The organism is Mycoplana dimorpha, assembly GCF_003046475.1.
Lineage (GTDB): Bacteria > Pseudomonadota > Alphaproteobacteria > Rhizobiales > Rhizobiaceae > Mycoplana > Mycoplana dimorpha.
Genome location: NZ_PZZZ01000003.1, coordinates 197600 through 222225, shown reverse-complemented (window position 1 = coordinate 222225; position 24626 = coordinate 197600). Strand labels below are relative to the sequence as shown.

General features: G+C 68.4%; 25 protein-coding genes. 10 read left to right on the top strand and 15 right to left on the bottom strand.

Annotated features, from left to right (window positions below):
- Positions 1-13: 13 nt before the first annotated feature.
- Positions 14-178 carry a hypothetical protein gene (locus C7449_RS21745; protein ID WP_170115829.1) on the top strand — a complete coding sequence of 55 codons (165 nt, stop codon included), beginning with the start codon at positions 14-16 and terminating at the stop codon, positions 176-178.
- Positions 179-297: 119 nt separating this feature from the next.
- Here C7449_RS21745 and C7449_RS07970 read toward each other — a convergent pair whose 3' ends face one another.
- The 11 genes from C7449_RS07970 to C7449_RS07920 all read right to left on the bottom strand — a co-directional run bounded on the left by C7449_RS07970 (position 298) and on the right by C7449_RS07920 (position 12781).
- Positions 298-1611, bottom strand: a complete 1314-nt coding sequence (locus C7449_RS07970; protein WP_245414326.1) for an amidase — start codon at positions 1609-1611, stop codon at positions 298-300.
- 199 nt (positions 1612-1810) lie between these two features.
- Complete coding sequence (locus C7449_RS07965) at positions 1811-2581, bottom strand: enoyl-CoA hydratase (protein WP_108002259.1); 771 nt, start codon at positions 2579-2581, stop codon at positions 1811-1813.
- A gap of 27 nt (positions 2582-2608) precedes the next feature.
- Positions 2609-3505 (bottom strand): 3-hydroxyisobutyrate dehydrogenase, encoded by an 897-nt coding sequence (mmsB, locus tag C7449_RS07960; RefSeq protein WP_108002258.1) that lies wholly within the window; start codon positions 3503-3505, stop codon positions 2609-2611.
- Positions 3502-4620, bottom strand: coding sequence for an enoyl-CoA hydratase/isomerase family protein (locus C7449_RS07955; protein WP_108002257.1), 1119 nt, complete (start codon positions 4618-4620; stop codon positions 3502-3504). Before C7449_RS07955 ends, mmsB begins: the two co-directional genes overlap by 4 nt.
- Positions 4604-5995: a dihydrolipoyl dehydrogenase gene (gene lpdA, locus C7449_RS07950; RefSeq protein WP_108002663.1), complete on the bottom strand. Its 1392-nt coding sequence runs from the start codon at positions 5993-5995 to the stop codon at positions 4604-4606. The genes C7449_RS07955 and lpdA overlap by 17 nt, the downstream gene beginning before the upstream one ends.
- Positions 5996-6000: 5 nt before the next feature.
- Positions 6001-7329, bottom strand: a complete 1329-nt coding sequence (locus tag C7449_RS07945; RefSeq protein ID WP_108002256.1) for a dihydrolipoamide acetyltransferase family protein — start codon at positions 7327-7329, stop codon at positions 6001-6003.
- A gap of 2 nt (positions 7330-7331) precedes the next feature.
- On the bottom strand, positions 7332-8345 hold the full coding sequence (locus C7449_RS07940) for an alpha-ketoacid dehydrogenase subunit beta (RefSeq protein ID WP_108002255.1): 1014 nt from the start codon (positions 8343-8345) through the stop codon (positions 7332-7334).
- A gap of 1 nt (position 8346) precedes the next feature.
- The gene (locus C7449_RS07935; RefSeq protein WP_108002254.1) at positions 8347-9579 is read right to left on the bottom strand and encodes a 3-methyl-2-oxobutanoate dehydrogenase (2-methylpropanoyl-transferring) subunit alpha; all 1233 of its coding nucleotides are present in this window, start codon (positions 9577-9579) and stop codon (positions 8347-8349) included.
- Between the two features lie 66 nt (positions 9580-9645).
- Positions 9646-10773 (bottom strand): acyl-CoA dehydrogenase family protein, encoded by a 1128-nt coding sequence (locus C7449_RS07930; RefSeq protein ID WP_108002253.1) that lies wholly within the window; start codon positions 10771-10773, stop codon positions 9646-9648.
- Between the two features lie 25 nt (positions 10774-10798).
- A complete protein-coding gene (locus C7449_RS07925) occupies positions 10799-11986 on the bottom strand; it encodes an acetyl-CoA C-acyltransferase (RefSeq protein WP_108002252.1) in 1188 nt (395 codons plus the stop codon).
- 27 nt (positions 11987-12013) lie between these two features.
- Positions 12014-12781, bottom strand: a complete 768-nt coding sequence (locus tag C7449_RS07920) for a 3-hydroxyacyl-CoA dehydrogenase (protein WP_108002251.1) — start codon at positions 12779-12781, stop codon at positions 12014-12016.
- 191 nt (positions 12782-12972) lie between these two features.
- Here C7449_RS07920 and C7449_RS07915 point away from each other — a divergent pair, with 191 nt between their 5' ends.
- Positions 12973-14010: an AraC family transcriptional regulator gene (locus C7449_RS07915; RefSeq protein ID WP_245414343.1), complete on the top strand. Its 1038-nt coding sequence runs from the start codon at positions 12973-12975 to the stop codon at positions 14008-14010.
- Between the two features lie 97 nt (positions 14011-14107).
- Here C7449_RS07915 and C7449_RS07910 read toward each other — a convergent pair whose 3' ends face one another.
- A complete protein-coding gene (locus tag C7449_RS07910; protein ID WP_108002250.1) occupies positions 14108-14695 on the bottom strand; it encodes an IMPACT family protein in 588 nt (195 codons plus the stop codon).
- A gap of 2 nt (positions 14696-14697) precedes the next feature.
- Complete coding sequence (locus C7449_RS22335; RefSeq protein ID WP_280952459.1) at positions 14698-14823, bottom strand: hypothetical protein; 126 nt, start codon at positions 14821-14823, stop codon at positions 14698-14700.
- A 183-nt stretch (positions 14824-15006) separates the two neighbouring features.
- Between C7449_RS22335 and purU the strand changes: the two genes are divergently transcribed.
- Positions 15007-15891 (top strand): formyltetrahydrofolate deformylase, encoded by an 885-nt coding sequence (gene purU / locus C7449_RS07905; protein WP_108002249.1) that lies wholly within the window; start codon positions 15007-15009, stop codon positions 15889-15891.
- Positions 15892-16021: 130 nt separating this feature from the next.
- Here purU and C7449_RS07900 read toward each other — a convergent pair whose 3' ends face one another.
- Positions 16022-17218, bottom strand: coding sequence for an MFS transporter (locus C7449_RS07900; protein ID WP_108002248.1), 1197 nt, complete (start codon positions 17216-17218; stop codon positions 16022-16024).
- Positions 17219-17330: 112 nt separating this feature from the next.
- Here C7449_RS07900 and C7449_RS07895 point away from each other — a divergent pair, with 112 nt between their 5' ends.
- From C7449_RS07895 to C7449_RS07870, 6 genes are all read left to right on the top strand, one after another.
- Complete coding sequence (locus C7449_RS07895; RefSeq protein ID WP_108002247.1) at positions 17331-18155, top strand: AraC family transcriptional regulator; 825 nt, start codon at positions 17331-17333, stop codon at positions 18153-18155.
- 142 nt (positions 18156-18297) lie between these two features.
- Positions 18298-19080: a precorrin-6A synthase (deacetylating) gene (gene cobF / locus C7449_RS07890; protein WP_170115828.1), complete on the top strand. Its 783-nt coding sequence runs from the start codon at positions 18298-18300 to the stop codon at positions 19078-19080.
- The gene (gene cobG / locus C7449_RS07885; protein WP_108002245.1) at positions 19077-20471 is read left to right on the top strand and encodes a precorrin-3B synthase; all 1395 of its coding nucleotides are present in this window, start codon (positions 19077-19079) and stop codon (positions 20469-20471) included. Before cobF ends, cobG begins: the two co-directional genes overlap by 4 nt.
- Positions 20468-21100, top strand: coding sequence for a precorrin-8X methylmutase (locus C7449_RS07880; RefSeq protein WP_108002244.1), 633 nt, complete (start codon positions 20468-20470; stop codon positions 21098-21100). The genes cobG and C7449_RS07880 overlap by 4 nt, the downstream gene beginning before the upstream one ends.
- Positions 21097-21834, top strand: a complete 738-nt coding sequence (locus C7449_RS07875) for a precorrin-2 C(20)-methyltransferase (RefSeq protein WP_108002243.1) — start codon at positions 21097-21099, stop codon at positions 21832-21834. The genes C7449_RS07880 and C7449_RS07875 overlap by 4 nt, the downstream gene beginning before the upstream one ends.
- Positions 21831-22595, top strand: a complete 765-nt coding sequence (locus tag C7449_RS07870) for a precorrin-3B C(17)-methyltransferase (RefSeq protein ID WP_108002242.1) — start codon at positions 21831-21833, stop codon at positions 22593-22595. The genes C7449_RS07875 and C7449_RS07870 overlap by 4 nt, the downstream gene beginning before the upstream one ends.
- On the opposite strand, the gene C7449_RS07865 is transcribed toward C7449_RS07870, so the two are convergent.
- A complete protein-coding gene (locus tag C7449_RS07865; RefSeq protein ID WP_108002241.1) occupies positions 22559-23329 on the bottom strand; it encodes a cobalt-precorrin-6A reductase in 771 nt (256 codons plus the stop codon). The genes C7449_RS07870 and C7449_RS07865 overlap by 37 nt on opposite strands.
- Here C7449_RS07865 and cbiE point away from each other — a divergent pair.
- A complete protein-coding gene (gene cbiE / locus C7449_RS07860) occupies positions 23328-24575 on the top strand; it encodes a precorrin-6y C5,15-methyltransferase (decarboxylating) subunit CbiE (RefSeq protein WP_245414325.1) in 1248 nt (415 codons plus the stop codon). The two genes, C7449_RS07865 and cbiE, sit on opposite strands and share 2 nt — an antisense overlap.
- Positions 24576-24626: the final 51 nt, after the last annotated feature.

Genomic DNA, 24626 nt, shown 5'->3' with positions numbered 1-24626 from the left:
ACGAGAGGACGACATGATGTCGATCGATGGAAGCCATGAGGGCAATGCCTGCAACGAGATGGTGGCGCTGCTGCTCGATGCCGGCGGCGGCGAGCAACTGACCGATATGCTGGTCAGCGCGCTCCGGGAGGCGCATCAGTTCCTGGCCGAGGACGAGCCGGTCGAGACCCGCCACTGAGGCGGCGGCGTCTCTCCCGAAGGCTATTGCGGTTTCGGGAGAGAGAAATGCCTCAGATCAGATGCTTAAATAGCGTCACCGTTCTTCAATTTCACGCGATCCGCTTTCGACCGGTCGGTTCAGGCGCGCAACTGCAATTCCACGGCGGCGGCGATCTGCAGCAGGGTCCGGTCGGTGCCGGTGCGGCCGAACAGCATCAGGCCGGCCGGACGGGCGAGGCCGGCCATCGGCAGGGTGATCGCCGTCAGGTCGAACTGGTTGGCAACCTGGTTGTTGCGCAGAAGCAGATCCTCTACGCGGCGGTAGGTTTCCTCGTTCGACGAGACCGCGGCGATGCTCGGGGCAAAGATCGGGCTGGTCGGAAGAGCGAGCGCTTCGAAGGGCGCCAAGCGCCGGTCCATGGCACCAGCAAGTTCGGCACGGCGCGCCAGCAGCGCTTCTAGATCGGCGTCGGAGACCAGCCGGCGGCGCCGCAGCGTGCCCGAAACGCGGACATCGACCGGCGCCTGCTCGTCGTCCAGCCAGTCGGCGTGGATGCGGCTTGCCTCGATGCCGGCGACCGAGCCGATCCGGGTGGCCCGGTCCATGTCGTCGAGAAGATCGTCGATCGGGCAGTCGGCCAACTCGGCGCCGGCCTGCCTCAGCTTGTCCAAGCCGGCCTCAAAGGCGTTTGCGATCTCCGGCACGACATCCTCGAACAAGCGGCCGCGCGGAACGCCGATCCTCAGTCCGTCCAGCGACGTTGTAACGAGCGGCACCGGTGGCTCGCCGGCCATGATGGCGTCGGCCAGGGCGCAGTCGGCGACGGAGGCGGCGAGCGGTCCGATTGAATCGAGGCTCGGCGCCAGCGGGAAGGCGCCGTCGAGCGGCACGCGCCGCGCCGTCGGCTTGAAGCCGACCAGCCCGTTGAGCCCCGCCGGGATGCGGACGGAGCCGCCGGTGTCCGAGCCGATCGCGATGTCGCAGGTGCCCTCGGCGACCGAGACCGCCGCGCCCGACGACGAGCCGCCGGGAACGAGGCTCTCGTCCGTCGCGTTGCCCGGCACCGGGTAGTGCGGATTGAGGCCGACGGCGGTGAAGGCGAACTCGGTCATGTGGGTCTTGCCGATGATGACGCAGCCGGCGGCGCGCAGCTGGCGCACGACCGCGGCGTCGGCCATAGCCGCCGGGGCGCTGCGGCGGATGACCGAGCCTGCCAGCGTCGGCTCGCCGGCCACGTCGAACAGGTCCTTGATCGACACGATGCGGCCATCGAGCGGGCCAAGGCTCCGGCCCTCTCGCAGGCGGGCATCCGCGGCGTCGGCTTCGGCGCGGGCGCTTTCCGGATAGAGCGTCGTGTAGGTTCGTTCCGTCTCCCGGCGCGCTGCAAGGCGCGCAAGGATGGTCTCGAGTCGAGTTCTGGTCGGATTGTGTGACGTCGGGTCGTGTGACAAGGCGGGCCTGCGCGATTTGAGGGGAGACCGGATCGCTTCATAGCAGACGGGCTGCACGGAAATCCATCCGGGCGATGCCCGCCTGAAGCAGAGCGCGGAAGAACGATTCACCCGCTCTGCTTTGGTCTTTGTTCTTTGCATGTATCGGCCCGGAGCCGTTGCCGGCTTCCGGGAGACATCCGGCAAGGCCGTGGCCGGGCTATTCGCCCTTGAACGCCGGGGCGCGCTTTTCCACGAAGGCGGCCATGCCTTCCTTCTGGTCGGCGGTGGCAAAAAGCGCGTGGAACAGCCGGCGCTCGAACAGGATGCCTTCCCGCAAGCCGCCCTCGAGGGCACGATCGACCGCCTCGCGGGCGGCGGTGGTCGCCGCCTTTCCGTAGCCGGCTATCGTTTCAGCGGTCTTGAGCGTCTCCTCGATCAGCTTCTCGGCCGGGATGACGCGGGCGACGAGGCCGCAGCGCTCGGCTTCCTGCGCATCCATCATCCGGCCGGTGAGGATCAGGTCCATCGCCTTGGCCTTGCCGACGAGCTTGGTCAGCCGCTGCGAGCCGCCCATGCCGGGAATGACGCCGAGCTTGATCTCCGGTTGGCCGAACATAGCCGTGTCGGCGGCGAAGATCATGTCGCACATCATTGCGAGCTCGCAGCCGCCGCCGAGCGCATAGCCGGACACGGCGGCGATCTTCGGCGTACGGAAGGACGCGAACCGGTCCCAGGCGGCGAAGAAGTCCTCGTTGTACATCTGCGAGAACGACTTGTCGGCCATCTCCTTGATGTCGGCGCCGGCGGCGAACGCCTTCTCCGAGCCGCGGATGACGAAGCAGCCGACGCCCGGGTCGCGGTCAAGCGGCGCCAGCTCGTTGGCCATGGCGACCATCACTTCGGAGTTCAAGGCGTTGCGGGCCGCCGGCCGGTTCAGCGTGACGATGACGACGCGGCCCTGCCGCTCGATGATGATCGGTTGTTCCACCTGGCTACTCCCCTTGCTGCCGCGCCGCTACTCGGCGCCCGTGCCGGATTTATCCCGCAACATGTTGATGATGCCAGAGAAATCCTTATCCGCGAATCCCTCGTCGGCAAACATCTGGTAGAGGCGGGTGGCCTTCGCGCCGAGCGGCGTCATCGCTCCGGTCGCTTCCGCGGCCTCCTGCGACAGCTTGAGGTCCTTCAGCATCAGCGCTCCGGCGAAGCCCGGCTGGTAGTCGCGGTTTGCGGGCGAGGTCGGCACCGGGCCGGGGACGGGACAATAGGTCGACAGCGACCAGCACTGGCCGGAGGAGACCGACGCGACGTCGAACAGCGCCTGGTGCGTCAGGCCGAGCTTCTCGCCGAGGACGAAGGCCTCGCCGACGGCGATCATCGAAATGCCGAGGATCATGTTGTTGCAGATCTTCGCCGCCTGTCCCGCAGACGCCTCGCCGCAGTGGATGATCTTTTTCCCCATCGCCTCGAAGACCGGCCTGGCGCCGGCAAAGGTTTCCGCGGCGCCGCCCACCATGAAGGTGAGCGTACCGGCCGTGGCCCCGCCGGTGCCGCCGGAGACGGGCGCATCGAGCGCCGGACAGCCTTTCGCCTCGGCAAGCGCGTGGGCCTTGCGGGCGCTGTCGATGTCGATCGTCGAGCAGTCGATCAGCAGCGTGCCGGCTGGCACGATCTCCACGAGTTCCTGCCAGACCGACAGCACGTGCTGGCCGGCCGGCAGCATGGTGATCACCGTTTGGGCGCCGGACACCACTTCGGCGAGCGAAGTGCAGGGCGAGACACCGCTCCTGGCGGCCTGGTCAAGCAATTGCGCGACGAGGTCGAAGCCGCGAACCTGATGGCCGGCCTTGACGAGGTTTGCGGCCATGGGGCCGCCCATGTGGCCGAGACCGATGAATGCGATTGCCGTCATGTGCGTTCTCCTTTCCCGGACCCGGCCGGAAAGAGCGGCTCGGTCGATGGCTGAAAGTAGGCCGCGACGTCTGCTCCGCTAACCCCGTCGAGCCGCGCCGGCCGCCATTGCGGGTTGCGGTCCTTGTCGATCACCGCGGCGCGGACGCCCTCGTAAAAATCGTGGCTGCGCAGCACCGCGGCGGTGGCGGCGAACTCGTGCGCGAGGCAGGCCTCCAGCGACGGCGCCTTGCGACCGAGGCGGAGCAGCCTCAGCGTGACCTTCAGGCTGGTGGGCGACTTGGTGCGCAGCACGGCGAGCGTGCCGTCGGCAAAATCCGAGCCGTCCCGCTCCAGCGCCGCGATGATCTCCTCGACCGTGTCAAAGGCGAAGAGCCGGTCGATCGCGGCTCTCCGCGACGCCATTGTTCCGTTCGGCGGCGACTCGGTAAAGGCGGCGATGCTTTCAGAGATCTCGTTATGGCCGGCGGCGGCGGGCAGGGCCGCCAGCGCCTCGATCAGTGCCGGCAGGCGGTCGGAGGGCACGTAAAGGTCGGCAAGGCCGAGCGCGATGGCGTCGCCGGCCAAAAGCTGCTCGCCGGTCAGCGCCGCATAGGTGCCGAGCTCGCCGTCCTGCCGGGTCAGGAACCAGGAGGCTCCGATGTCGGGGAAGAAGCCGATGCCGGTCTCGGGCATGGCGAGGCGCGTCCGCTCGGTGACGATGCGATGGCTGCCATAGACGGAAACGCCGACGCCGCCGCCCATGACAATTCCGTCCATGATCGCGATGAACGGCTTTTCGAACCGGCCCAGCCGGGCGTTCATGCGATATTCCTCGCGCCAGAACATGGTGGGCGCGTCGGTGTCGGCCTTGCCGCCCTCGTAGATCATGCGGATGTCGCCGCCTGCGCAGAGGCCGCGCTCGCCTTCGCCGGTGATCAGCACGGCTGCGACCTGGGGGTCGACCTCGAAACGATCGAGCCCCGCCTCGATGTCGCGCACCATCGCCAGCGTCAGGCTGTTCAGCGCCTTCGGCCTGTTGAGCCGGATTCGGCCGATCGCACCGGTGCGCTCGATTATTGTCTGCGGTTCCGGTGCGGCCACGGCTGGCCTCGCGCGTTCAGATGTGGATGGCATGGCCGAGTGCTTTCAGGGCGGCCTCTTGCAGGCCTTCGCTGCGGGTCGGGTGGGCATGGATCGTTCCGGCTATGTCTTCCAGCCGCGCGCCCATTTCAAGGGCCAGCGAGAAGGCGCTGGAAAGTTCTGAGACGCCGGCGCCGACCGCCTGCAGGCCGAGCACGAGGTTGGTGTCCGCCCGCGCCACGACGCGCACGAAGCCCTCCTCGGCCTCGGTGGTCATCGCCCGGCCGTTGGCGCTGAAGGGGAACTGGCCGATGCGGACCTCGTAGCCGTGTGCGCGCGCCTCGTCGGGCGACAGGCCGGCGGTGACGATCTCGGGATCGGTGAAGCAGACGGCCGGGATCGACCGCTTGTCCCAGACGCGCTTGCGGCCGGCGACGATCTCCGCGACCATCTCGCCCTGCGCCATGGCGCGGTGGGCGAGCATCGGCTCGCCTGTGACGTCGCCGATGGCGTAGACGCCACGCATCGAGGTGCGGCAGCGCTCGTCGATGCGGACGAAGCCGCCCGACTGGTCAAGGTCAAGTTCTTCCAGCCCCCAGCCCTGAATGCGCGGCTTGCGGCCGACGGTGACGAGAATCCGGTCGGCGGCGAACCGCTTCTCTTCGCCAGACGCCGTCTCCACGACGAGCGCCTCCTTGGAAAGCCCCTTGGCCCTGGCGCCGGTCAGCACGTGGACGCCCAGTTCGCCGAGACGCCTAGCGACGGGCTTGACGAGTTCGGCATCGTACTGCGGCAGGATCTGCGGGGTTGCCTCGACCACCGTGACCTCCGAGCCCATCTTGGCGAAGGCGGTGCCGAGCTCGAGGCCGATATAACCGCCGCCCACGACGACCAGCGTCTTCGGAACGGTCGTCAGCGACAACGCTTCGGTCGACGAGATCACCGCTCCGCCGAAGGGCAGCGCCGGCAGTTCCACCGGCTCGGAGCCGGTGGCGATCACCACCGTCTCGGCACGGATCACCTGGGTGCCGGTCTCGGTCTCGACCTCCACCGTCTTGCCGTCGCGGAACCGCGCCGGTCCGTGCACGATCTTGACCTTGGCCTTGCGCAGAAGACCGAGCACGCCGGCGTTGAGCCGGCCGACGATGCCATCCTTCCAGCGTACAGTCTGTGAGAGGTCGAGCTTCGGCGCCTCGACGGTGATGCCGATCCCGTTCGAAGCACCGGCCATGTGGCGGACCTTTTCGAACTCGTCCGCTGCATGGATCAGCGCCTTGGAGGGGATGCAGCCGATGTTGAGGCAGGTGCCGCCGGCCTTGGTGGATTCGACGATCACCGTGTCGACTCCGAGCTGGCCGGCGCGGATGGCGCAGACATAGCCGCCCGGGCCGGCGCCGATGACGAGGAGCTTGCAGACGATCTCTTTCATGTCCATCAGCCTTCGATGAAGATCAGCGCGGGCGTTTCGAGGAGCGCCTTGAGCCGCTGGACGAACACGGCGGCGTCCCAGCCGTCGACGACGCGGTGGTCGAAGCTCGACGACAGGTTCATGATCTTGCGCGGGATGAACTGGGTGCCGTCCCAGACCGGCCGCGTCATGATCTTGTTGACCCCGACGATCGCCACTTCCGGATGGTTGATGATCGGCGTCGTGACGATGCCGCCGAGCGCGCCGAGCGAGGTGATGGTGATGGTCGAGCCGGATAGCTCCTCGCGCGCGGCGGTGCCGTTGCGGGCGGCCTCGGCAAGGCGCGTCAGTTCGGCGGCGCTGTCCCAGATCGACCGGGCCTCGGCGTGGCGGACGACCGGAACGGTGAGGCCGGCCGGGGTCTGGGTGGCGATGCCGACATGGACGGCACTGTGGCGGGTAATGATGCCGGCGTTGTCGTCGAAGGTGGCATTGATGCCGGGCTGCTCGCCGAGCGTCTTGACCAGCGCCCGCATCAGGAAGGGCAGGATCGTCAGCTTCGGCTGGTCGGATTTTTTGCCGGCGTTCATCGTCGCCCGCAGGTCCTCCAGATCGGTGACGTCGACTTCCTCGACATAGGTGATGTGGGGAATGCGGGAGGCGGCGAGCCGCATCTTCTCGGCGATGCGGCGGCGCATCCCGGTGACCTTGATCTCCTCGGTCGCCGTCTTCCGGGCGAGACCCGGGACGGCGATGGCCGGCTGTGCGCCACGGGCCAGGAACTGGTCGAGATCGTCATGGGTGATGCGGCCGGCCGGTCCGGTTGCCGGCACCTGGCGAAGGTCGATGCCCGCCTCCTGCGCGCGCAACCGGACGGCGGGCGAGGCGAGCGGCTTCTCACCCGGTTCGTGGCGGGCAGCAGCAGGCGGGGCCGCCGGCGCATCGCGGCGTGGTGCGCCCGCCTCCTCCTGGCGGGGCGGGGCGGGTTTCTCCGGCCGGGGGGCTCGCTCCAGCGGAATGACGTCGGCCGATTCCACCGGCGGAACCGCGGGTGCGGGTATTTCGATCTTTGCGGGCGGTTTCATAGCCGTGTCGGCGGTGGCGTGGCCTTCGCCTTCGATTTCGATCCGCAGCAGCGGTGCCTTGACGGCCACGGTGTCGCCGACCTCGGCACCGAGCCAGAGTACGATGCCGTCGACCGGTGAGGGGATTTCCACCGTCGCCTTGTCGGTCATGACGGCGGCGAGCACCATGTCCTCGCGCACCGGATCGCCGGGCTTGACGTGCCATTCCACCAGCTCGGCCTCGGCAACGCCTTCGCCCACATCCGGCATCTTGATGACGAATTCGCCCATGCTCAGGCCTCCATCACTTCTTGCAGGGCCCGGCCGACGCGTGCGGGTCCGGGGAAATAATCCCATTCCTGGGCGTGCGGGTAGGGCGTGTCCCAGCCGGTGACGCGCACCACCGGCGCCTCGAGATTGTAGAAGCAGTGCTCCTGCACGAGCGAGACCACCTCGCCGCCGAAGCCGGAGGTCAGGGTCGCCTCGTGGACGACGACGCAGCGGCCGGTCTTCTTCACCGATTGAACGATCGTGTCGAGGTCGAGCGGCAGGAGGCTGCGCAGGTCGATCACCTCGGCATCGATGCCGGTCTCCTCGGCGGCGGCAAGCGCCACATGCACCATGGTGCCATAGGCGACGACGGTGACGGCTTCGCCGCGCCGGCGCACCTCGGCCTTGCCGATCGGGATCGTGTAGTGCCCGTCCGGCACGTCGCCCAGTTCGTGCTTCGACCAGGGCGTGACCGGCTTTTCGTGATGACCGTCGAAGGGGCCGTTGTAGAGCCGCTTCGGCTCCAGGAAGATCACCGGATCCGGGTCCTCGATCGCGGCAATCAGCAGGCCCTTGGCGTCAAAGGGGTTGGAGGGGACGATCACCTTCAGCCCGCAGACATGGGTAAACAGCGCCTCCGGGCTCTGGCTGTGGGTCTGGCCGCCAAAGATGCCGCCGCCGGTCGGCATGCGCACGACGATCGGGCAGGTGAAGTCGCCGTTGGAGCGATAGCGGATGCGCGCCGCTTCCTGGGTGATCTGGTCGTAGGCCGGATACATGTAGTCGGCGAACTGGATCTCGATGCAGGGTTTCAGGCCGTAGGCCGCCATGCCGATCGCGGTGCCGAGGATGCCCGACTCGCTGATCGGGGTATCGAAGCAGCGGGTCTTACCGTACTTGGCCTGCAGTCCCTGCGTGGCGCGGAAGACGCCGCCGAAATAGCCGACGTCCTCGCCGAACACGACGACATCGTCGTCGCGCCCCATCGACACGTCCATGGCGCTGCGCACCGCCTCGATCATCGTCATTCTTGCCATGTCAGTATCCTGCCTTCTGCCGCTGGCGGCGGATATGGGCGGGCATTTCCGCATAGACGCCCTCGAAGATGTCGCGCACCGACGGCTTGCCGCCGGCATGCAGCGTGCCGTGGCTTTCGGCGACCTTCTGCGCCTGGATCACCTCATCGAGGATTTCCGCCTCCGCCTGGGTGTGGCGCTCCTCCGACCAGACGCCGCGCACGATCAGGTGCTTTTTCAGCCGCAGCACCGGGTCGCCGAGCGGCCAGGCCTCCGATTCGGTCTTCGGCCGGTAGGCGCTCGGATCGTCCGAGGTCGAGTGCGCCCCGACGCGGTAGGTGACGTACTCGATCAGCGTCGGCCCGAGATTGCGGCGGGCGCGCGCAGCGGCCCATTTCGCGACCGCATAGACGGCCAGATAGTCGTTGCCGTCGACCCGCAGGGCCGGGATGCCGAAGCCGAGGCCGCGGGCGGCAAACGTGCCGGAGCCGCCGCGGGCGATGCCCTGGAAGGTCGAGATCGCCCACTGGTTGTTGACGATGTTGAGGATGACCGGCGCCTTGTAGGTCGACGCGAAGACCAGCGCCGAATGGAAGTCGGACTCGGCGGTCGAGCCGTCACCGATCCAGGCGGCGGCGATCTTCGTGTCGTTCTTGATCGCCGAGGCCATCGCCCAGCCGACCGCCTGCACGTATTGGGTGGCGAGATTGCCGGAGATCGTAAAGAAGCCATGCTCCTTGGACGAGTACATGATCGGCAGCTGCCGGCCGCGCAGCGGATCCGCCTCGTTCGAGTAGATCTGGTTCATCATCTCGACCATCGGATAGTCGTCGGCGATCAGGAGCCCCGCCTGCCGATAGGTCGGAAAGTTCATGTCGCCCTTGTTCAGCGCCTTGCGGAAGGCGCAGCTGACGGCCTCCTCGCCGAGGTGCTGCATGTAGAAGGAGGTCTTGCCCTGCCGCTGCGCCATCAGCATGCGGGCGTCGAAGGCCCGCAGCCTCATCATGTTGCGCAGGCCTACCAGCAGGTCGTCGTCGGACAGCAGCCCGGCCCAGGGGCCGACCGCCTCGCCGTCCCGGTTGAGGACGCGGATGATCGAATAGGCGAGATCGCGGATGTCCTCCGGCGCCACGTCGACCGGCGGCCGCGGCACCGAGCCGGCCTTTGGGATCTTCACGTTGGAAAAATCCGGCTGGCCGCCGGGCCGGACAGCCGGCTCCGGTACATGCAGGCTCAAATGCTGGACTTCGGTCATGCCGTAACGAACCTCCCCTTGCCAGCCGCATCCCTCCTCCTCGTGGAAGGCGCGGCCCTCACTATCCTACAAATTGCGGGCGATGACGATCCGCTGGACGTCGCTCGTGCCCTCGTAGATCTGGCAGATGCGGACGTCGCGGTAGATGCGCTCGACCGGGTAGTCGGCCATGTAGCCGTAGCCGCCGTGGATCTGGATCGCATCGGAGCAGACCTTCTCGGCCATCTCCGAGGCGAACAGCTTGGCCATCGACGCTTCCGTCAGGCAGGGCTGCCCCTCTTCCTTCAGCTGCGCCGCATGCAGCACCATCTGGCGGGCCACCTCGATCCGCGTCGCCATGTCGGCAAGGCGGAAGGCGACGGCCTGGTGCTCGATGATCGGCATACCGAAGGCGCTGCGCTCGCGGGCATAGTCGCGCGCCGCCTCGAAGGCCGCCCGCGCCATGCCGACCGACTGGGCGGCGATGCCGATGCGTCCGCCCTCCAGGTTGGACAGCGCGATCCGGTAACCCTCGCCCTCCGCGCCGAGCCGGAGGTCGGCAGGGATGCGCATGCCGGAAAAGGCGATCTGGCAGGTGTCGGAGGAATGAAGGCCGAGCTTGTGCTCGACGCGCACCACGTCGTATCCGGGCGTGTCGGTCGGCACGATGAAGGCGGAGATGCCCTTCTTGCCGGCATCCGGATCGGTGACGGCGAAGACGATGATCACGTTGCCGTTCTTGCCCGAAGTGATGAACTGCTTGGCGCCATCGATGACGTAGTGGTCGCCGTCGCGGCGGGCGCGGGTCTTGAGGTTCGAGGCGTCGGAGCCGGCCTGCGGCTCGGTCAGCGCGAAGCCGGCGATCCATTCGCCGGAGGCAAGCTTCGGCAGGAAGCGCTGCTTCTGTTCTTCGGTCCCGTATTTGAGGATCGGCACGCAGCCGACCGAGCTGTGCACGCTCATGATCGTCGAACAGGGGCCGTCGCCGGCGGCGATCTCCTCGAGCGCGACGGCATAGGCGATCGTGCCGGTCTCCGAGCCGCCATAGGCCTCCGGCACCAGCATGCCGAGGAAGCCGAGTTCGCCCATCTCCCTCAGCTGCTCACGCGGGAAGCTGCTGTTCAGGTCGCGCTCGGCTGCGCCGGGCGCCAGCCGCTCGCGGGCGAAATCGCGCGCCATGTCGCGGATCTGGATCTGCTGTTCGGTCAGGATCATGCGTCGGTCTCCTCCGGAAAACCGGTCAGTGCAGTTCGACCGCGAGCGCCGTCGCCTCGCCGCCGCCGATGCAGAGGCTCGCCATCCCGCGCTTCATACCGTAGCGCTCCAGCGCCGACAGCAGCGTGACGATGACGCGCGCCCCGGAGGCGCCGATCGGATGGCCGAGCGCACAGGCGCCGCCATGCACGTTGACCTTGTCGTGCGGCAGGTCGAGGTCGCGCATCGCCGCCATGGCGACGACGGCGAAGGCTTCGTTGATCTCGAACAGGTCGACGTCCTTGAGGTTCCAGCCGGTGCGCTCGCTGAGCTTGCGCAGCGCGCCGATCGGAGCGGTCGCGAACAGGTTGGGTTCCTGCGAATGGGTGGCGTGGCCGGCGATGGTCGCCAGCGGGTCGAGGCCGAGCCGCTCGGCCTGCGAGCGGCGCATCAGCACCAGCGCCGCCGCGCCGTCGGAGATCGACGACGAGTTCGCCGCGGTGACCGTGCCGTTCTCGCGGAAGGCCGGCTTCAGCGTCGGGATCTTCTCCAGCCTCGCCTTGCCCGGCTGCTCGTCGCGGCTGACCACCTGTTCGGAGCGGGCCGACCTCACCGTGACCGGCGTGATCTCGGCGTCGAAGGCGCCGGTCTCGATCGCCCGCTGGGCGCGCGCCAGCGAGGTGACGGCGTAGTCGTCCTGGGCGGGGCGGGTGAACTGGTAGGCCTCGGCGCAGTCCTCGGCAAAGCTGCCCATCAGCCGGCCCTTGTCGTAGGCGTCCTCCAGCCCGTCGAGGAACATGTGGTCGATGACCTTGCCATGCCCGAGCCGGTAGCCGCCGCGGGCCCGGTCGAGCAGGTAGGGGGCGTTGGTCATGCTCTCCATGCCGCCGGCGACGGCGACCGACGCGCTGCCGGCGGAGATCAGGTCGTGCGCCAGCATCACCGCTTTCATGCCCGAGCCGCACATCTTGTTGACGGTCGTGGCGCCGGTGGCAAACGGCAGGCCGGCGCCGATCGCCGCCTGGCGTGCCGGCGCCTGGCCCTGTCCGGCCGAAAGCACGCAACCGAACACCGCCTCCTCGACGCTCTGCGGCTCGACGCCGCTGCGTTCCAGCGCGGCGCGAATGGCGGCGGCGCCGAGCTCGGGTGCCGCGGCGTCCTTCAGGTCGCCCTGGAAGCCGCCGATTGCCGTGCGGGCCGAGCCAACGATCACGATCGGGTCCTGCTGCGTCATTTCAAACCTCCGCAATGATGCCTTGTCTCAGCGCGGCGCCATCCGCAGCGCGCCGTCGAGGCGGATCACCTCGCCGTTCAGCATGGTGTTTTCACAGATGTGCCGCACCAGCGCGGCGAATTCCGGCGGGCGGCCGAGCCGCGGCGGGAAGGGCACGCTCTTGCCGAGCCCGTCCTGCACCTCCTGCGGCATGCCGGCCATCATCGGCGTCTCGAAGATGCCCGGCGCGATGGTGACGACGCGAATGCCGAAGCGCGCCAGCTCGCGGGCGACCGGCAGCGTCATCGCCGCCACGCCGCCCTTGGAGGCGGCATAGGCCGCCTGGCCGATCTGGCCGTCGAAGGCGGCGACCGAGGCGGTGCTGACGATCACGCCGCGCTCGCCCTCGCCGTCCGGCGCCTCCCTGGCGATCGCCTCGGCGGCGAGCCGGATCATGTTGAAGGTGCCGACGAGATTGATGGCGATGGTGCGGGCGAAACTGTCGAGCCGGTGCGGGCCGTCACGGCCGACGACCTTTTCGCCCGGCGCGACGCCCGCGCAGTTGACGAGGCCGTGCAGGTGGCCGAAGCGCTCCAGCGCGGCTGCGACGGCGGCCTGGGCGTCCTTTTCCTGGGTGACGTCGGTGCGGACGAACATCGCCGCCTCGCCGATCTCTTCGACGATCCGGGCGCCGGCTTCCGCGTTGACGTCGGCGACGACGACGCTGGCGCCATCGGCGGCCAGCATGCGCGCCACGGCGGCGCCGAGGCCGGAGCCGCCCCCGGTGACGAGAAAGGTCTTGTCGCGGATCAGCATGCCAGATCCCTCCCGGAACGGCGGCGATCAGTCGAGGTGCCCCGATGCGTCATGAAGTCCTCCCAGTGCCGCATTCCACCCACGCGGTCGCATGGCGTCTTGCCGAACTCTATGCCGGCGCGGTATTGCAAGCGATGACCGAAGCGTCTCGATTTTTCGGCCAGTTTTACCATATTGCGCAGGTCATGACGATGACGGAAACCGGGCGGCGGATGATATCGCCCTCCTTCGTGGAGGAAGCGCTCGATTGCCTGCGCAGGCGGGGCCGGCCGACCGCTCCGCTGCTGGCGGCGCTCGGGCTGCCGGAGACCATCGACGCGCCGATCTCCGCCGAGAGCTACGGCGCGCTGTGGCTGGCGATCGCCGCCGAGGTCGACGACGAGTTCTTCGGCATGGGCGGCCGGCCGATGCGGCGCGGCAGCTTCACGCTGCTCTGCCACTGCGTGCTGCATGCCGGCACGCTGGAACGGGCGCTGCACCGCGCCTTGCGGTTCCTCGACGTGGTGCTGGAGGATCCGAGCGGCCGGCTGGAGGTCGCCGACGGGCTGGCGCAGATCGTGCTGTCCGACCGGGACGGACCGCGCTCCGCCTTCACCTACCGCATGTACTGGATCCTGCTGCACGGCATCACCTGCTGGCTCGTCGGCCGGCGCATTCCGATCCGCATGGTTGATTTTCGCTGCGCCGAGCCGCAGCAGGGCGCCGACTACCGGCTGTTCTTCGGCGCACCGGTGCGCTTTTCGCAGCCGGTCAGCCGGCTGGCCTTCGACGCCGCTGTGCTCAAGCTGCCGATCGCCCGCAGCGAGCAGGCGCTGAAGCAGTTCCTGCGCGGGGCGCCGGCGAACATCCTCGTCCGCTACCGCTACGATGCGGGGCTGGCGGCAAGCGTCCGCAATCGACTGCGGCAGATACCGCCCGCCGCGTGGACGGATTTCGACACGCTCGCGGCCCAGATGCGCATGTCGCCATCGACACTGCGACATCGGCTGCAATCGGAGGGCCAGAGCTACGCCGCCATCAAGGACGAGATCCGCCGCGACCTCGCGATCGAAATGCTCCAGACGACCGCGCGCAGCGTCGGCGAGATCGCCGCACAGCTCGGCTTCTCCGAGCCGAGCGCCTTCCATCGCGCCTTTCGCAAGTGGATCGCAAAAAGCCCGGCCGCCTTCCGCCGCGAAACGGCGGCGGAAGCAGACAAGCGCGGTGGGCGCCCGCCGACGAAGGCGTGACCGGCCGCTGGACGCAATCGGTTCATGTCAGGTGTGGCCCGAGTTTGACTGGGATAGGCCGATGTGGAGGCCAAGCCATGTCTGGCCGATCCGTCGGTCAGGCCGAAAAAGCCACGATCGTGCGGCCGGCGGTGATATCGACCAGCATCCGGGCGATGCCCGGCGCTTCCGCCTCCGGGAGGGCGACGACAAGCTCGGCGCCGGTCGGCAGGAAGGTTTCCGCTTCGATCCGGACGCCCTCCATGGCCGAAAGCCGCGCCTTGACGAGGGCGAGGTCGGAAAAGACGCAGGTCACCCGCGCCTCGGTACGGGCGACCAACTCTACCTTGTCCATCGCCCGCAGGCACATGGCCGCGGTACCGCCATAGGCGCGGATCAGACCGCCGCTGCCGAGCAGGATGCCGCCGAACCAGCGGGTGACGACGACGGCGACGCCGTCGAGCGACTGGCCGTCGATCGCCTGCAGGATCGGCTTGCCGGCCGTGCCGCTCGGCTCGCCGTCGTCGTTGAACCGGTAGACCTGGCCAAGCCGCCAGGCGAAGCAGTTGTGATTGGCGCCAGGGTCGGAATGGGCGGCGATGAAATCTTTCGCGGCCTGTTCGCTCGCGACCGGCCCCGCGGTTGCGATGAAGCGGCTCTTTTTGACGTCCTGCTCGAAGGTGGCGATGGTGTCGAGTGTGAACATGATCAGCCGATGCTGCGAACCGGATCGCGCCAGACGGCGCGGGTCGGGTGAGAGGCGTGGTGGGGCGACATGCCGGCCTTTTCGCAGAAGATCGCGCCGCTCGCCAGTCCTTGCCTCTTACGGTTCATCCGATGTCGCGAATAAATGCGCCCGAGCCCGCGGCCAGGAATAGCTTTTCCTCCCATACAAGCCTTGCAATCCGACCTTGCAAAATCGTTCGGCCGCTGGAATACCGCCACCGGCAGACGGGAGCGTTTGGCCGACCGGCCGGCGAGGCTTGCCGCGCAGCATCGACAGCGAGAGTGGAACCGATGAAGAACTATGTACTGACCGTTTCGTGCAAATCGACCCGCGGCATCGTTGCCGCCATTTCCACCTATCTCGCCGAGAAGGGTTGCTACATCGTCGACAGCTCGCAGTTCGACGATGTCGAGACCGGGCTGTTCTTCATGCGCCTGACCTTCATCAGCCAGGATGGCGCCACGGAAGCCGATATCCGCGACGGGTTCCAGCCGGTCGCCAAGGCCTTCGACATGACCTGGGAGGTCCACGATTCGCAGGAGCGCATGAAGGTGCTCCTGATGGTGTCGCGCTTCGGCCACTGCCTCAACGACCTGCTCTACCGCTGGAAGATCGGCGCCCTGCCGATCGACATCGTCGGCGTCGTCTCCAACCACTTCGACTACCAGAAGGTCGTCGTCAACCACGACATCCCCTTCCACCACATCAAGGTGACGAAGGAGAACAAGCCGCAGGCCGAGGCCCGGCTGATGGAGGTGGTCGAGCAGTCCGGCGCCGAACTGATCGTGCTGGCCCGCTACATGCAGGTGCTGTCCGACGCCGTCTGCAAGAAGATGTCCGGCAAGATCATCAACATCCACCACTCGTTCCTGCCATCCTTCAAGGGCGCCAACCCCTACAAGCAGGCGTTCGAGCGCGGCGTGAAGCTGATCGGCGCCACCGCCCACTACGTCACCGAGGATCTCGATGAGGGTCCGATCATCGAGCAGGACGTCGCCCGCATCACCCACGCCCAGAGCGCCGACGACTATGTCTCGATCGGCCGCGACGTGGAAAGCCAGGTGCTGGCGCGCGCCGTGCACGCCCATATCCATCACCGCTGCTTCCTGAACGGCAACCGCACCATCGTCTTCCCGCCGAGCCCGGGCTCGTACAAATCCGAACGGATGGGCTGATCGCGACTGGTGTGCGAACGTCAATGGCCGGCGGCGATCGCCGCCGGCCTGAGCGCTTTGACCCCCGGCTTGCCGGGGGTTTTTGATTCCTAGGAGTGGGCCGGGCGGGCGGCTGCCGCGCCGAGCGGCCTCACCGCGTCCGCAGCCGCGGCAGCAGCACCGTGAGGATGCCGAGCAGCGGCAGGTAGGAGCAGACGCGGTAGACGAAGTCGATGCCGTGGCTATCGGCGAAGACGCCGAGGGTGGCCGCGCCGAGCCCGCCCGCGCCGAAGGCGAAGCCGAAGAACACGCCGGCGATCAGGCCGACCCGGCCCGGCACCAGTTCCTGCGCGAAGACGACGATGGCCGAGAAGGCGGAGGAGAAGATCAGGCCGATGATCACGCTGAGCACGCCGGTCCAGAACAGGTTAGCGTAGGGCAGAAGCAGCGCGAAGGGGATGACGCCGAGGATCGAGAACCAGATCACGAAGCGCGCGCCGAAGCGGTCGCCGATCGGCCCGCCCAGAAACACGCCGGCCGCCGAGGCCCCCAGGAACAGGAACAGCATCAGCTGTGCCTCCTGCACCGTCAGCCCGAAGCGGCCGATCGTGTAGAAGGTGAAGTAGCTGCCGATCGAGGACATGTAGACGTTCTTCGTCGCGGTGAGCAGCACCAGGATGGCGATCGCCCAGGCGACGCGGCCCTTCGGCAGCGGCAGGTCGCGGCTGATCGCCGGACGGTTCGCCAGGCGCAGGCGCTCGCCGGCATACCAGCGGCCGACCCAGGTCAGGATGGCCATGCCGAGCAGGGCGGTGACCGAAAACCAGGCGACGCTGGACTGGCCGAAAGGCAGGACGATGAAGGCGGCCAGCAGTGGCCCGATCGCCGTGCCGGCATTGCCGCCGACCTGGAACAGCGACTGCGCCAGGCCGTGACGGCCGCCGGAGGCGGCGCGGGCGATGCGCGAGGATTCGGGGTGGAACACCGCCGATCCGAAGCCGATCAGGCAGGCGCCGAGCACGAGCACGGGGAACGAGTGCGCATAGGCGAGGAAGAACAGGCCGAAGAAGGTGCTGCCCATGCCGAGCGGCAGCGAGAACGGCATCGGCCAGCGGTCCGTGACCATGCCGACGACCGGTTGCAGCAGCGAGGCGGTGACCTGGAAGGCCATGGTGAGGAGGCCGATCTGGACGAAGTCCAGCGCGTAGTTCTCCTTCAGCAGCGGATAGAGCGACGTCAGCAGCGACTGCATGATGTCGTTGAGCATGTGACAGACGCTGACAGCGACGATGATTGAAAAGCTGGTTCGCGCGGCATGCGCCGGCGCGACGGAAACGGCCGTCGACATGGGATCCTCAAAAAATTCCGGCAGGGACAGATGGCTGCCAGCATTGCATAGCGTGATTGCCTTCGGCCTGCTTTCGTGCTGAGGTCCATTTCTTTCGCGATTGGGCCAATTCATGCCAAGTCTGAACCCATCACTGCTTGCCAGCCTTCGCAAGGAGCACATCCGCAATCTTGCCTGGATGGAGCAATCGAACGAAGACGTGCTGGTGCACAGCAACGACGTTCCGCACGGCTATGTCGTGCCGCCGCACCACCATCGGCGGACGCAGGTGCTCTGCGTCTCCTCGGGCGTCGTGCTGGTGGCGACGGCGCGCGGCCGCTGGCTGATCCCACCGGGGCATGCGCTGGTCATCCCGCGCGGGCTCGAGCATTCGGTCGAGATGTACAGCGACGTCAGCATGCGCTCGATCTACCTGGCCTCTCAGGCGGGTCGGGCCGCAGCCGAAGCGCCGGTGGTGCTGGAGGTCACCGAGCTTGCACGCCAGCTTTTGGCGGAGGCGATCCGGCTGCAGGGCCTGGACGAGGATCGGCATCGGGCCGAGCTGGTACTGGCGCTGCTGGTCGACGAGATCGACCGGCTCGCCGAGCAGCCGCTCGGCCTGCCCTTTCCGGCCAGCGACCGGCTTTCGACGCTCTGCCGTCGGTTTCTCGAACAACCGGTCTCCGGCGCCAGGATCGACGAATGGGCGAACAGCCTGAACATGAGCCGGCGATCGTTCACGCGTTTCTTCCGCGAGGAGACCGGCGTCAGCTTCGCCACGTGGCGGCAGCAGGCCTGCCTGTTCGCCTGCCTGCCGCGGCTTGCCAACGGCGAAGCGGTGACGACGGTGGCACTCGAAGCAGGTTATGAGAGCGTCCCCGCCTTCACCACCATGTTCCGGCGGATGCTCGGCACCTCGCCGCGGCTCTATTTCAAGGCGCGCCGGGCAGCAGCCTAGGTCCTGGCCTGGGACGCGTCTCAAAAAGACCGGCCGACGCCGCTAATCAGGCACTGTTCGCCGCGGCACTTTGGGATTAGGAAGGGACGGGCGGGACCCAAGTCGGGACGCAACCGGGAGCGCTGGCCGCACGGGAGTGGGTGTGTCGAGAACCATTTTGATCATCGGGATAGGCGCGGGCAATCCCGAGCACATCACCGTTCAGGCGATCAACGCCCTGAACCGGGCGGACGTGCTGCTGGTCCCGACCAAGGGCGAGGAGAAGGCCTTTCTCGCCGACATGCGCCGCGACATCTGCGAGCGCTACCTGACCAATCCGGATACCCGCATCTACAACTATGCCGTGCCGACCCGCCGGAACGACGGCAGCTACGAGAACGGCGTGCACGACTGGCACCACGCCATCGCCAAGATCTATGAAGACGTGATCCTCGAAACGTCGGGCGACAACGACACGATCGGCCTCCTCGTCTGGGGCGACCCGATGCTCTACGACAGCACGCTCCGCATCGTCGAGCACGTCCGCGCCAACGGCCGCATCGCCTTCGATCTCGAGGTCATCCCCGGCATCACCAGCATCCAGGCGCTCTGCGCCAGCCGCCGCATCGCGCTGAACCGCATCGGCCTGCCGGTCGAGATCACCACCGGTCGCCGGCTCTCGGAAGGCTGGCCGGAGGGGACGGACGACGTCGTGGTCATGCTGGACGGCGTCGAGGCCTTTCGCTCCGTGCAGGATCCCGACGCCGAGATACACTGGGGTGCCTATCTCGGCACCGAGCTGGAGATCACCGTTTCCGGCCGCCTCGGCGAGGTCGCCGAGGAAATCTCAGAGATCCGCAAGCGCGCCCGGCAGGAAAACGGCTGGATCATGGACACCTACCTGATCCGCCGGACACGGAAGGTCGGGACGGAGGACGGGACATGATCGCCGCCGTCGATGCCGGCTGCGACACGGATCGCAGCACGGCTGCATCCGGATCGATCTCGGCGCTGCGCCGCGGCGCCTGCCCCTCGCTCACGGCGCCGATGCGCACCGGCGACGGGCTGCTGGTGCGCCTGCGCCCTGCCCGGCCGGGCATTGCTCCTTCCGACTGGATTGAAATCGCCCGGCTGGCGGCGGCGCACGGCAATGGCCTGCTCGAAGTGACGGCGCGGGGGAACCTGCAGGTCCGCGGCCTGACGGAACAAAGCGTGCCGAAGCTCGCCGCCGGACTGGCGGAGGCGGGGATCGACCTCCACAGCGGGGTGGCGGTGGAAACGCCGGCGCTGTCGGGCATCGACCCGGGCGAGATCGCCGACGCCAACCCGCCGGCCGCCGCGATCCGTGCGGCGATCACCGCATGCCGGCCGCCGCTCCTTCTGGCGCCAAAGCTGTCGATCGTCGTCAATGGCGGCGGGCGGCTCGACCTTTCCGCCATGGTCGCCGATGTGCGGCTCGACGCCGTGCGCCGGGACGGGGCCTTGTTCTGGCGGCTTGCGGCGGGCGGCACGCTCCGGTCGGCCCGTCCGATCGCCGTCGTCGCCGATCGGGATGCGGTCGCTGCGGTGCTCGCGGTCCTCGAGGCGCTGCATGGTCTCGGCCCGGCCGTCCGCGGCCGCGACGTCGACGTTGACGCCGTGCGACGGCAGCTTGGCTCCATGGCGCTGCCCGCCGAAGCCGCAGGCGCAACGGCCCCGCCCGCCTCACCTATCGGCCGCCGTGGCTTCGGCGACACAGAAATTCTCGGCCTCGGCCTCGCCTACGGGCAGACCAGTGCCGCGCGTCTCGAAGCGTTGATGCGGGGCCTGCAGGCCCTGGGCGCGACAGAAGTGCGGTTGGCGCCGCAGCGCGCGCTGCTGGTGCTCGGCCTCGCCGCGGAGCGGATCGAGCCGGCGGGCGCGCTGGCGGCGGCCGAAGGGTTCTGGACGCACGCCGACGAGCCTGGCAATGCGATCGCCGTGTGCGCCGGCGCGGCCGGCTGCGCGTCCGGCCATTTCGACACGAAGGCGGCCGCCGATCTGCTGGTGGCGCGAGGGGCCGATCTGCTCGACGGCTCGGCTGCCGTCCACATTTCCGGTTGCGGCAAGGGCTGCGCGCATCCAAGTGCGGCCGCGCTGACGCTGGTCGGCCGGGCTGACGGCGTGGCGCTGGTGATTGGCGGCAGGGCAGGTGACGCGACCGGTGGGGTGGTGCCGGCGGATGCGCTCGGTACCGCGATCGACCGCCTCACCGCGCTGTACCGACAGGAAAAACGACAGGGCGACCCGGCGCGCGACGTGCTCGACCGGATCGGGGCAGCCGCCCTCGCCAAGGCATTTCAGCAGGATTTGCAATGACAGACTACGACTACATCAAGGACGGCAACGCCATCTACGAGAAATCCTTCGCGATCATCCGCGCCGAAGCCGAGCTCGGCCGCTTCTCCGAGGACGAGGCCGATGTGGCCGTGCGGATGATCCACGCCTGCGGGCTGGTGGAGGCGGCGGAACACATCGTCTTCTCGCCCGGCTTCGTGGCGGCCGGCCGGGCGGCACTCAAGGCCGGCGCGCCGATCTTCTGCGACGCGGAGATGGTGGCGCGCGGCGTGACGGCGGCACGGCTGCCGGCCAAGAACGAGGTGATCTGCACGCTGCGCGACCCGCGCACGCCGGAACTCGCCGCCGAGATCGGCAATTCCCGCTCGGCAGCGGCGATCCGCCTGTGGCTGGAGCGGCTGGCCGGCTCGGTCGTCGCCATCGGCAACGCGCCGACAGCGCTGTTCTACCTACTCGAACTGTTGCGTGACGGCGCGCCCAAGCCTGCCGTGATCCTCGGCATGCCGGTCGGCTTCGTCGGCGCCATGGAATCCAAGCAGGCGCTGGCGGAAAATTCTTACGGCGTGCCGTTTGCGATCGTGCGGGGCCGCATGGGCGGCAGCGCCATGACGGCGGCGGCGCTCAATTCGCTGGCGAGGGCGGGCCTGTGAGCGCGGCGCAGACCGGACGCCTCTACGGCGTAGGCACTGGGCCGGGCGACCCGGAGCTGCTCACGCTGAAGGCGGTGCGCGCGATCGGCGAAGCCGACGTACTCGCCTTTTTCGCCAAGGCTGGACGCTCCGGCAACGGGCGGGCGATCGTCGAGGGAATGCTGAAGCCGGGGCTGGTGGAACTGCCGCTCTACTATCCGGTGACCGTCGAGATCGACAAGGACCACGACGACTACAAGCGCCAGATCACCGCCTTCTACGACGCTTCGGCGGCGGCCGTCGCCGAGCATCTGGCCGCCGGCCGCACGGTCGCGATCCTCTCGGAGGGGGATCCGATGTTCTATGGCTCCTACATGCACCTGCATGTGCGGCTGGCGGACCGGTTCCCGACCGAGGTCATTCCGGGGATCACCGCGATGTCGGGCTGCTGGTCGCTCTCCGGCCTGCCGATCGTGCAGGGCGACGACGTGCTGTCGGTGCTGCCCGGCACGATGGGCGAGGGCGAGCTGTCGCGCCGGCTCGGCGACACGCAGGCCGCCGTCATCATGAAGGTCGGGCGCAACCTGCCAAAGATCCGCCGGGCGCTGTCGGCCGCCGGCCGGCTCGCCGACGCGATCTATGTCGAACGCGGCACCATGCCGCAAAGCCGGGCGGTCCGTCTTTCAGAGAAACCCGACGATGCCGCGCCCTATTTCTCGTTGGTGCTCGTCCCCGGCTGGAGCGGCAGGCCATGACGGGCAAGCTGTATGTGATCGGCACCGGGCCCGGCAATCCCGACCAGATGACGCCGGAGGCGGCGCGCGCCGTCGAGGCTTCGACCGAGTTTTTCGGCTATTTCCCCTATATCGACCGGCTGGCGCTCAGACCGGACCAGGTCAAGGTGGCCTCCGACAACCGCGAGGAACTGAACCGGGCCCAGGCCGCGCTGCAGCGGGCCGCCCAGGGCGTTAACGTCTGCGTCGTCTCCGGCGGCGATCCGGGCGTGTTTGCAATGGCGGCGGCAGTCTGCGAGGCGATCGACGCGGGACCGGCGGAATGGCGCGACCTCGACCTTGTCGTCGTGCCCGGCGTCACCGCCATGCTGGCGGTCGCCGCCCGCATCGGCGCGCCGCTCGGGCATGATTTCTGCGCCATTTCGCTGTCCGACAATCTCAAGCCCTGGGGCGTGATCGAGAAGCGGCTGCGCATGGTTGCGGAAGCGGGCTTGGTGATCGCCCTCTACAACCCGATCAGCAAGGCCAGGCCGTGGCAGCTCGGCACGGCCTTCGAGGTGCTGCGCACGGTGCTGCCGGCCGAGACGCCGGTGATCTTCGGTCGCGCCGCCGGGCGCCCGGACGAAAGGATGCTGGTGATGCCGCTCGGCGAGGCGGATGCGGCGCGCGCCGACATGGCGACCTGCGTCATCATCGGCTCACCGCAGACACGGGTGATCGCGCGCGACGGCAAGGACGACCTCGTCTATACGCCGCGTTTCCTCGCCCCGGGGGCGACATGATCGATCAGCCGCAGCGCCTCCTCGACAGTCTCCGCGGTGGTCACCCGGCCACTGTTGCCGCGGTCGACCATGACGACCGGAAGGCCAAGCGCACGGGCGGCGGCGATCTTTCCGTAGGTCGCCTCGCCACCGCTGTTCTTGGAGACGATCACGTCGATGCGGCGGTCGCGCAACAGCGCAATCTCGTCCTCGACGGCGAAGGGGCCGCGGGCAAGGAGATAGTCGACCGAGGGTGCGGTGAGCGGCGGCTCAACCGGATCGACGCTGCGGACGAGGTAATGATGCTGCGGAGCCGCATCGAAGTGGAAGGCCTCCTGCCGGCCGATCGCGAGGAAGACGCGCAGCGGCGTGCTTCCGAGCGCAACGACCGCATCGGAAAGCGTGGCGACGCGCGTCCAGCGATCGCCTTCGGTCGGGCGCCAGCCGGCGCGCTCGAGCCGGATCAGCGGCGTGCCGGTTGCCTCGGCGGCGCGCTCGGCGTTGGCCGAAATCTGCCGCGCGAAGGGGTGGGTGGCGTCGATCAAAAGGTCGATGCGGTTGCCTTGAAGAAAGGCAGCCAGTCCATCGGCGCCCCCGAATCCGCCGGTGCGCACCGGCACGGGCTGCGGCGCCGGATCGGCGGTGCGGCCGGCAAGCGACAGCGTGACGTCGAGATCGGCCCGCAGCGCCAGCCGACCCGCCAGCTCGCGGGCTTCGGCGGTGCCGCCCAGAACGAGGATGCGTCTCTTGTCCATGCCTGATCCGTCCGTTTCGCCCGCCGTACCCGCGCCGTGGCTCACCATCGTCGGAATCGGCGAGGATGGTTTAGCCGGTCTCGGCGATGCGGCCAAGGCGGCGATCGCAGGCGCGGAGATCGTCTTCGGCGGCGCCCGGCATCTGGAGCTTGCCGCCGACGCCATCTCCGGCGAACGCCACGCCTGGCTGAGCCCCTTCGAGCGTTCCGTCGAGGCCGTGCTTGCCGCGCGTGGCCGTCCGGTTGTCGTGCTCGCTTCGGGCGATCCGTTCTTTTATGGCGTCGGCGTGACGCTGTCGCGAAAGATTCCGCGATCCGAGATGATCGTAGTGCCCGCGCCGTCCTCGTTCAGCCTCGCCGCCTCGCGCATGGGCTGGGCGCTGCAGGATACGGTCTGTGTGTCGCTGCATGGCCGGCCGCTCGACCTGATCCGTCCGCACCTGCACCCCGGCAGCTGCATCCTCGCCCTGACCTCGGACGGCGACGGGCCGGCCGCGCTGGCAGCGCTCCTCGCCGAGACCGGTTTTGGCGCTTCAACGCTGTCGGTGCTGGAGGCGCTCGGCGGCGTGCGCGAGCGCGTCAGCACGCATCGGGCCGACCGGTTCGCGCTTGAGGACATCGACATGCTCAACGTCTGCGCCGTCGAGGTCGCCGCCGCCGGCACGGCGCGCGTCCTGCCGCTCACGCCCGGCCTCGACGACGCGCTGTTCGAGCATGACGGCCAGATCACCAAGCGCGAGGTGCGGGCGCTGACGCTCTCGGCGCTGGCGCCGCGGCGGGGCGAACTGCTCTGGGACATCGGCGCCGGCTCGGGTTCGATCGGCATCGAATGGATGCTGGCCGATCCGTCGCTGCAGGCGATCGCCATCGAGGCGGCGCCCGAGCGGGCGGCGCGAATCCGGCACAACGCGGCGCAGTTCGGCGTTCCGGGGCTTTCGGTGGTCGAGGGCAATGCGCCTGGCGCACTGGCCGGCCTGCCGACGCCAGACGCGATCTTTATCGGCGGCGGCGGCAGCGAGGACGGCGTGTTCGACGCCGCGGTCGCGGCGCTGAAGCCCGGCGGGCGGATGGTTGCCAATGCGGTGACGACGGAGATGGAGGCGGTGCTGCTTGCCGCGCAGGCAAAGCTCGGCGGCACGCTGGTGCGCATCGACATCGCCCGCGCCGCGCCGGTCGGCACCATGACCGGCTGGCGGCCGGCCATGCCGGTGACGCAATGGAGCTGGGTTAAGCCGGCTAAGGAATGAGGCGGCCCCAGCGAAGGTGGTCGGCCGTAGTGAGAAAAAGGCTGTTGCAGA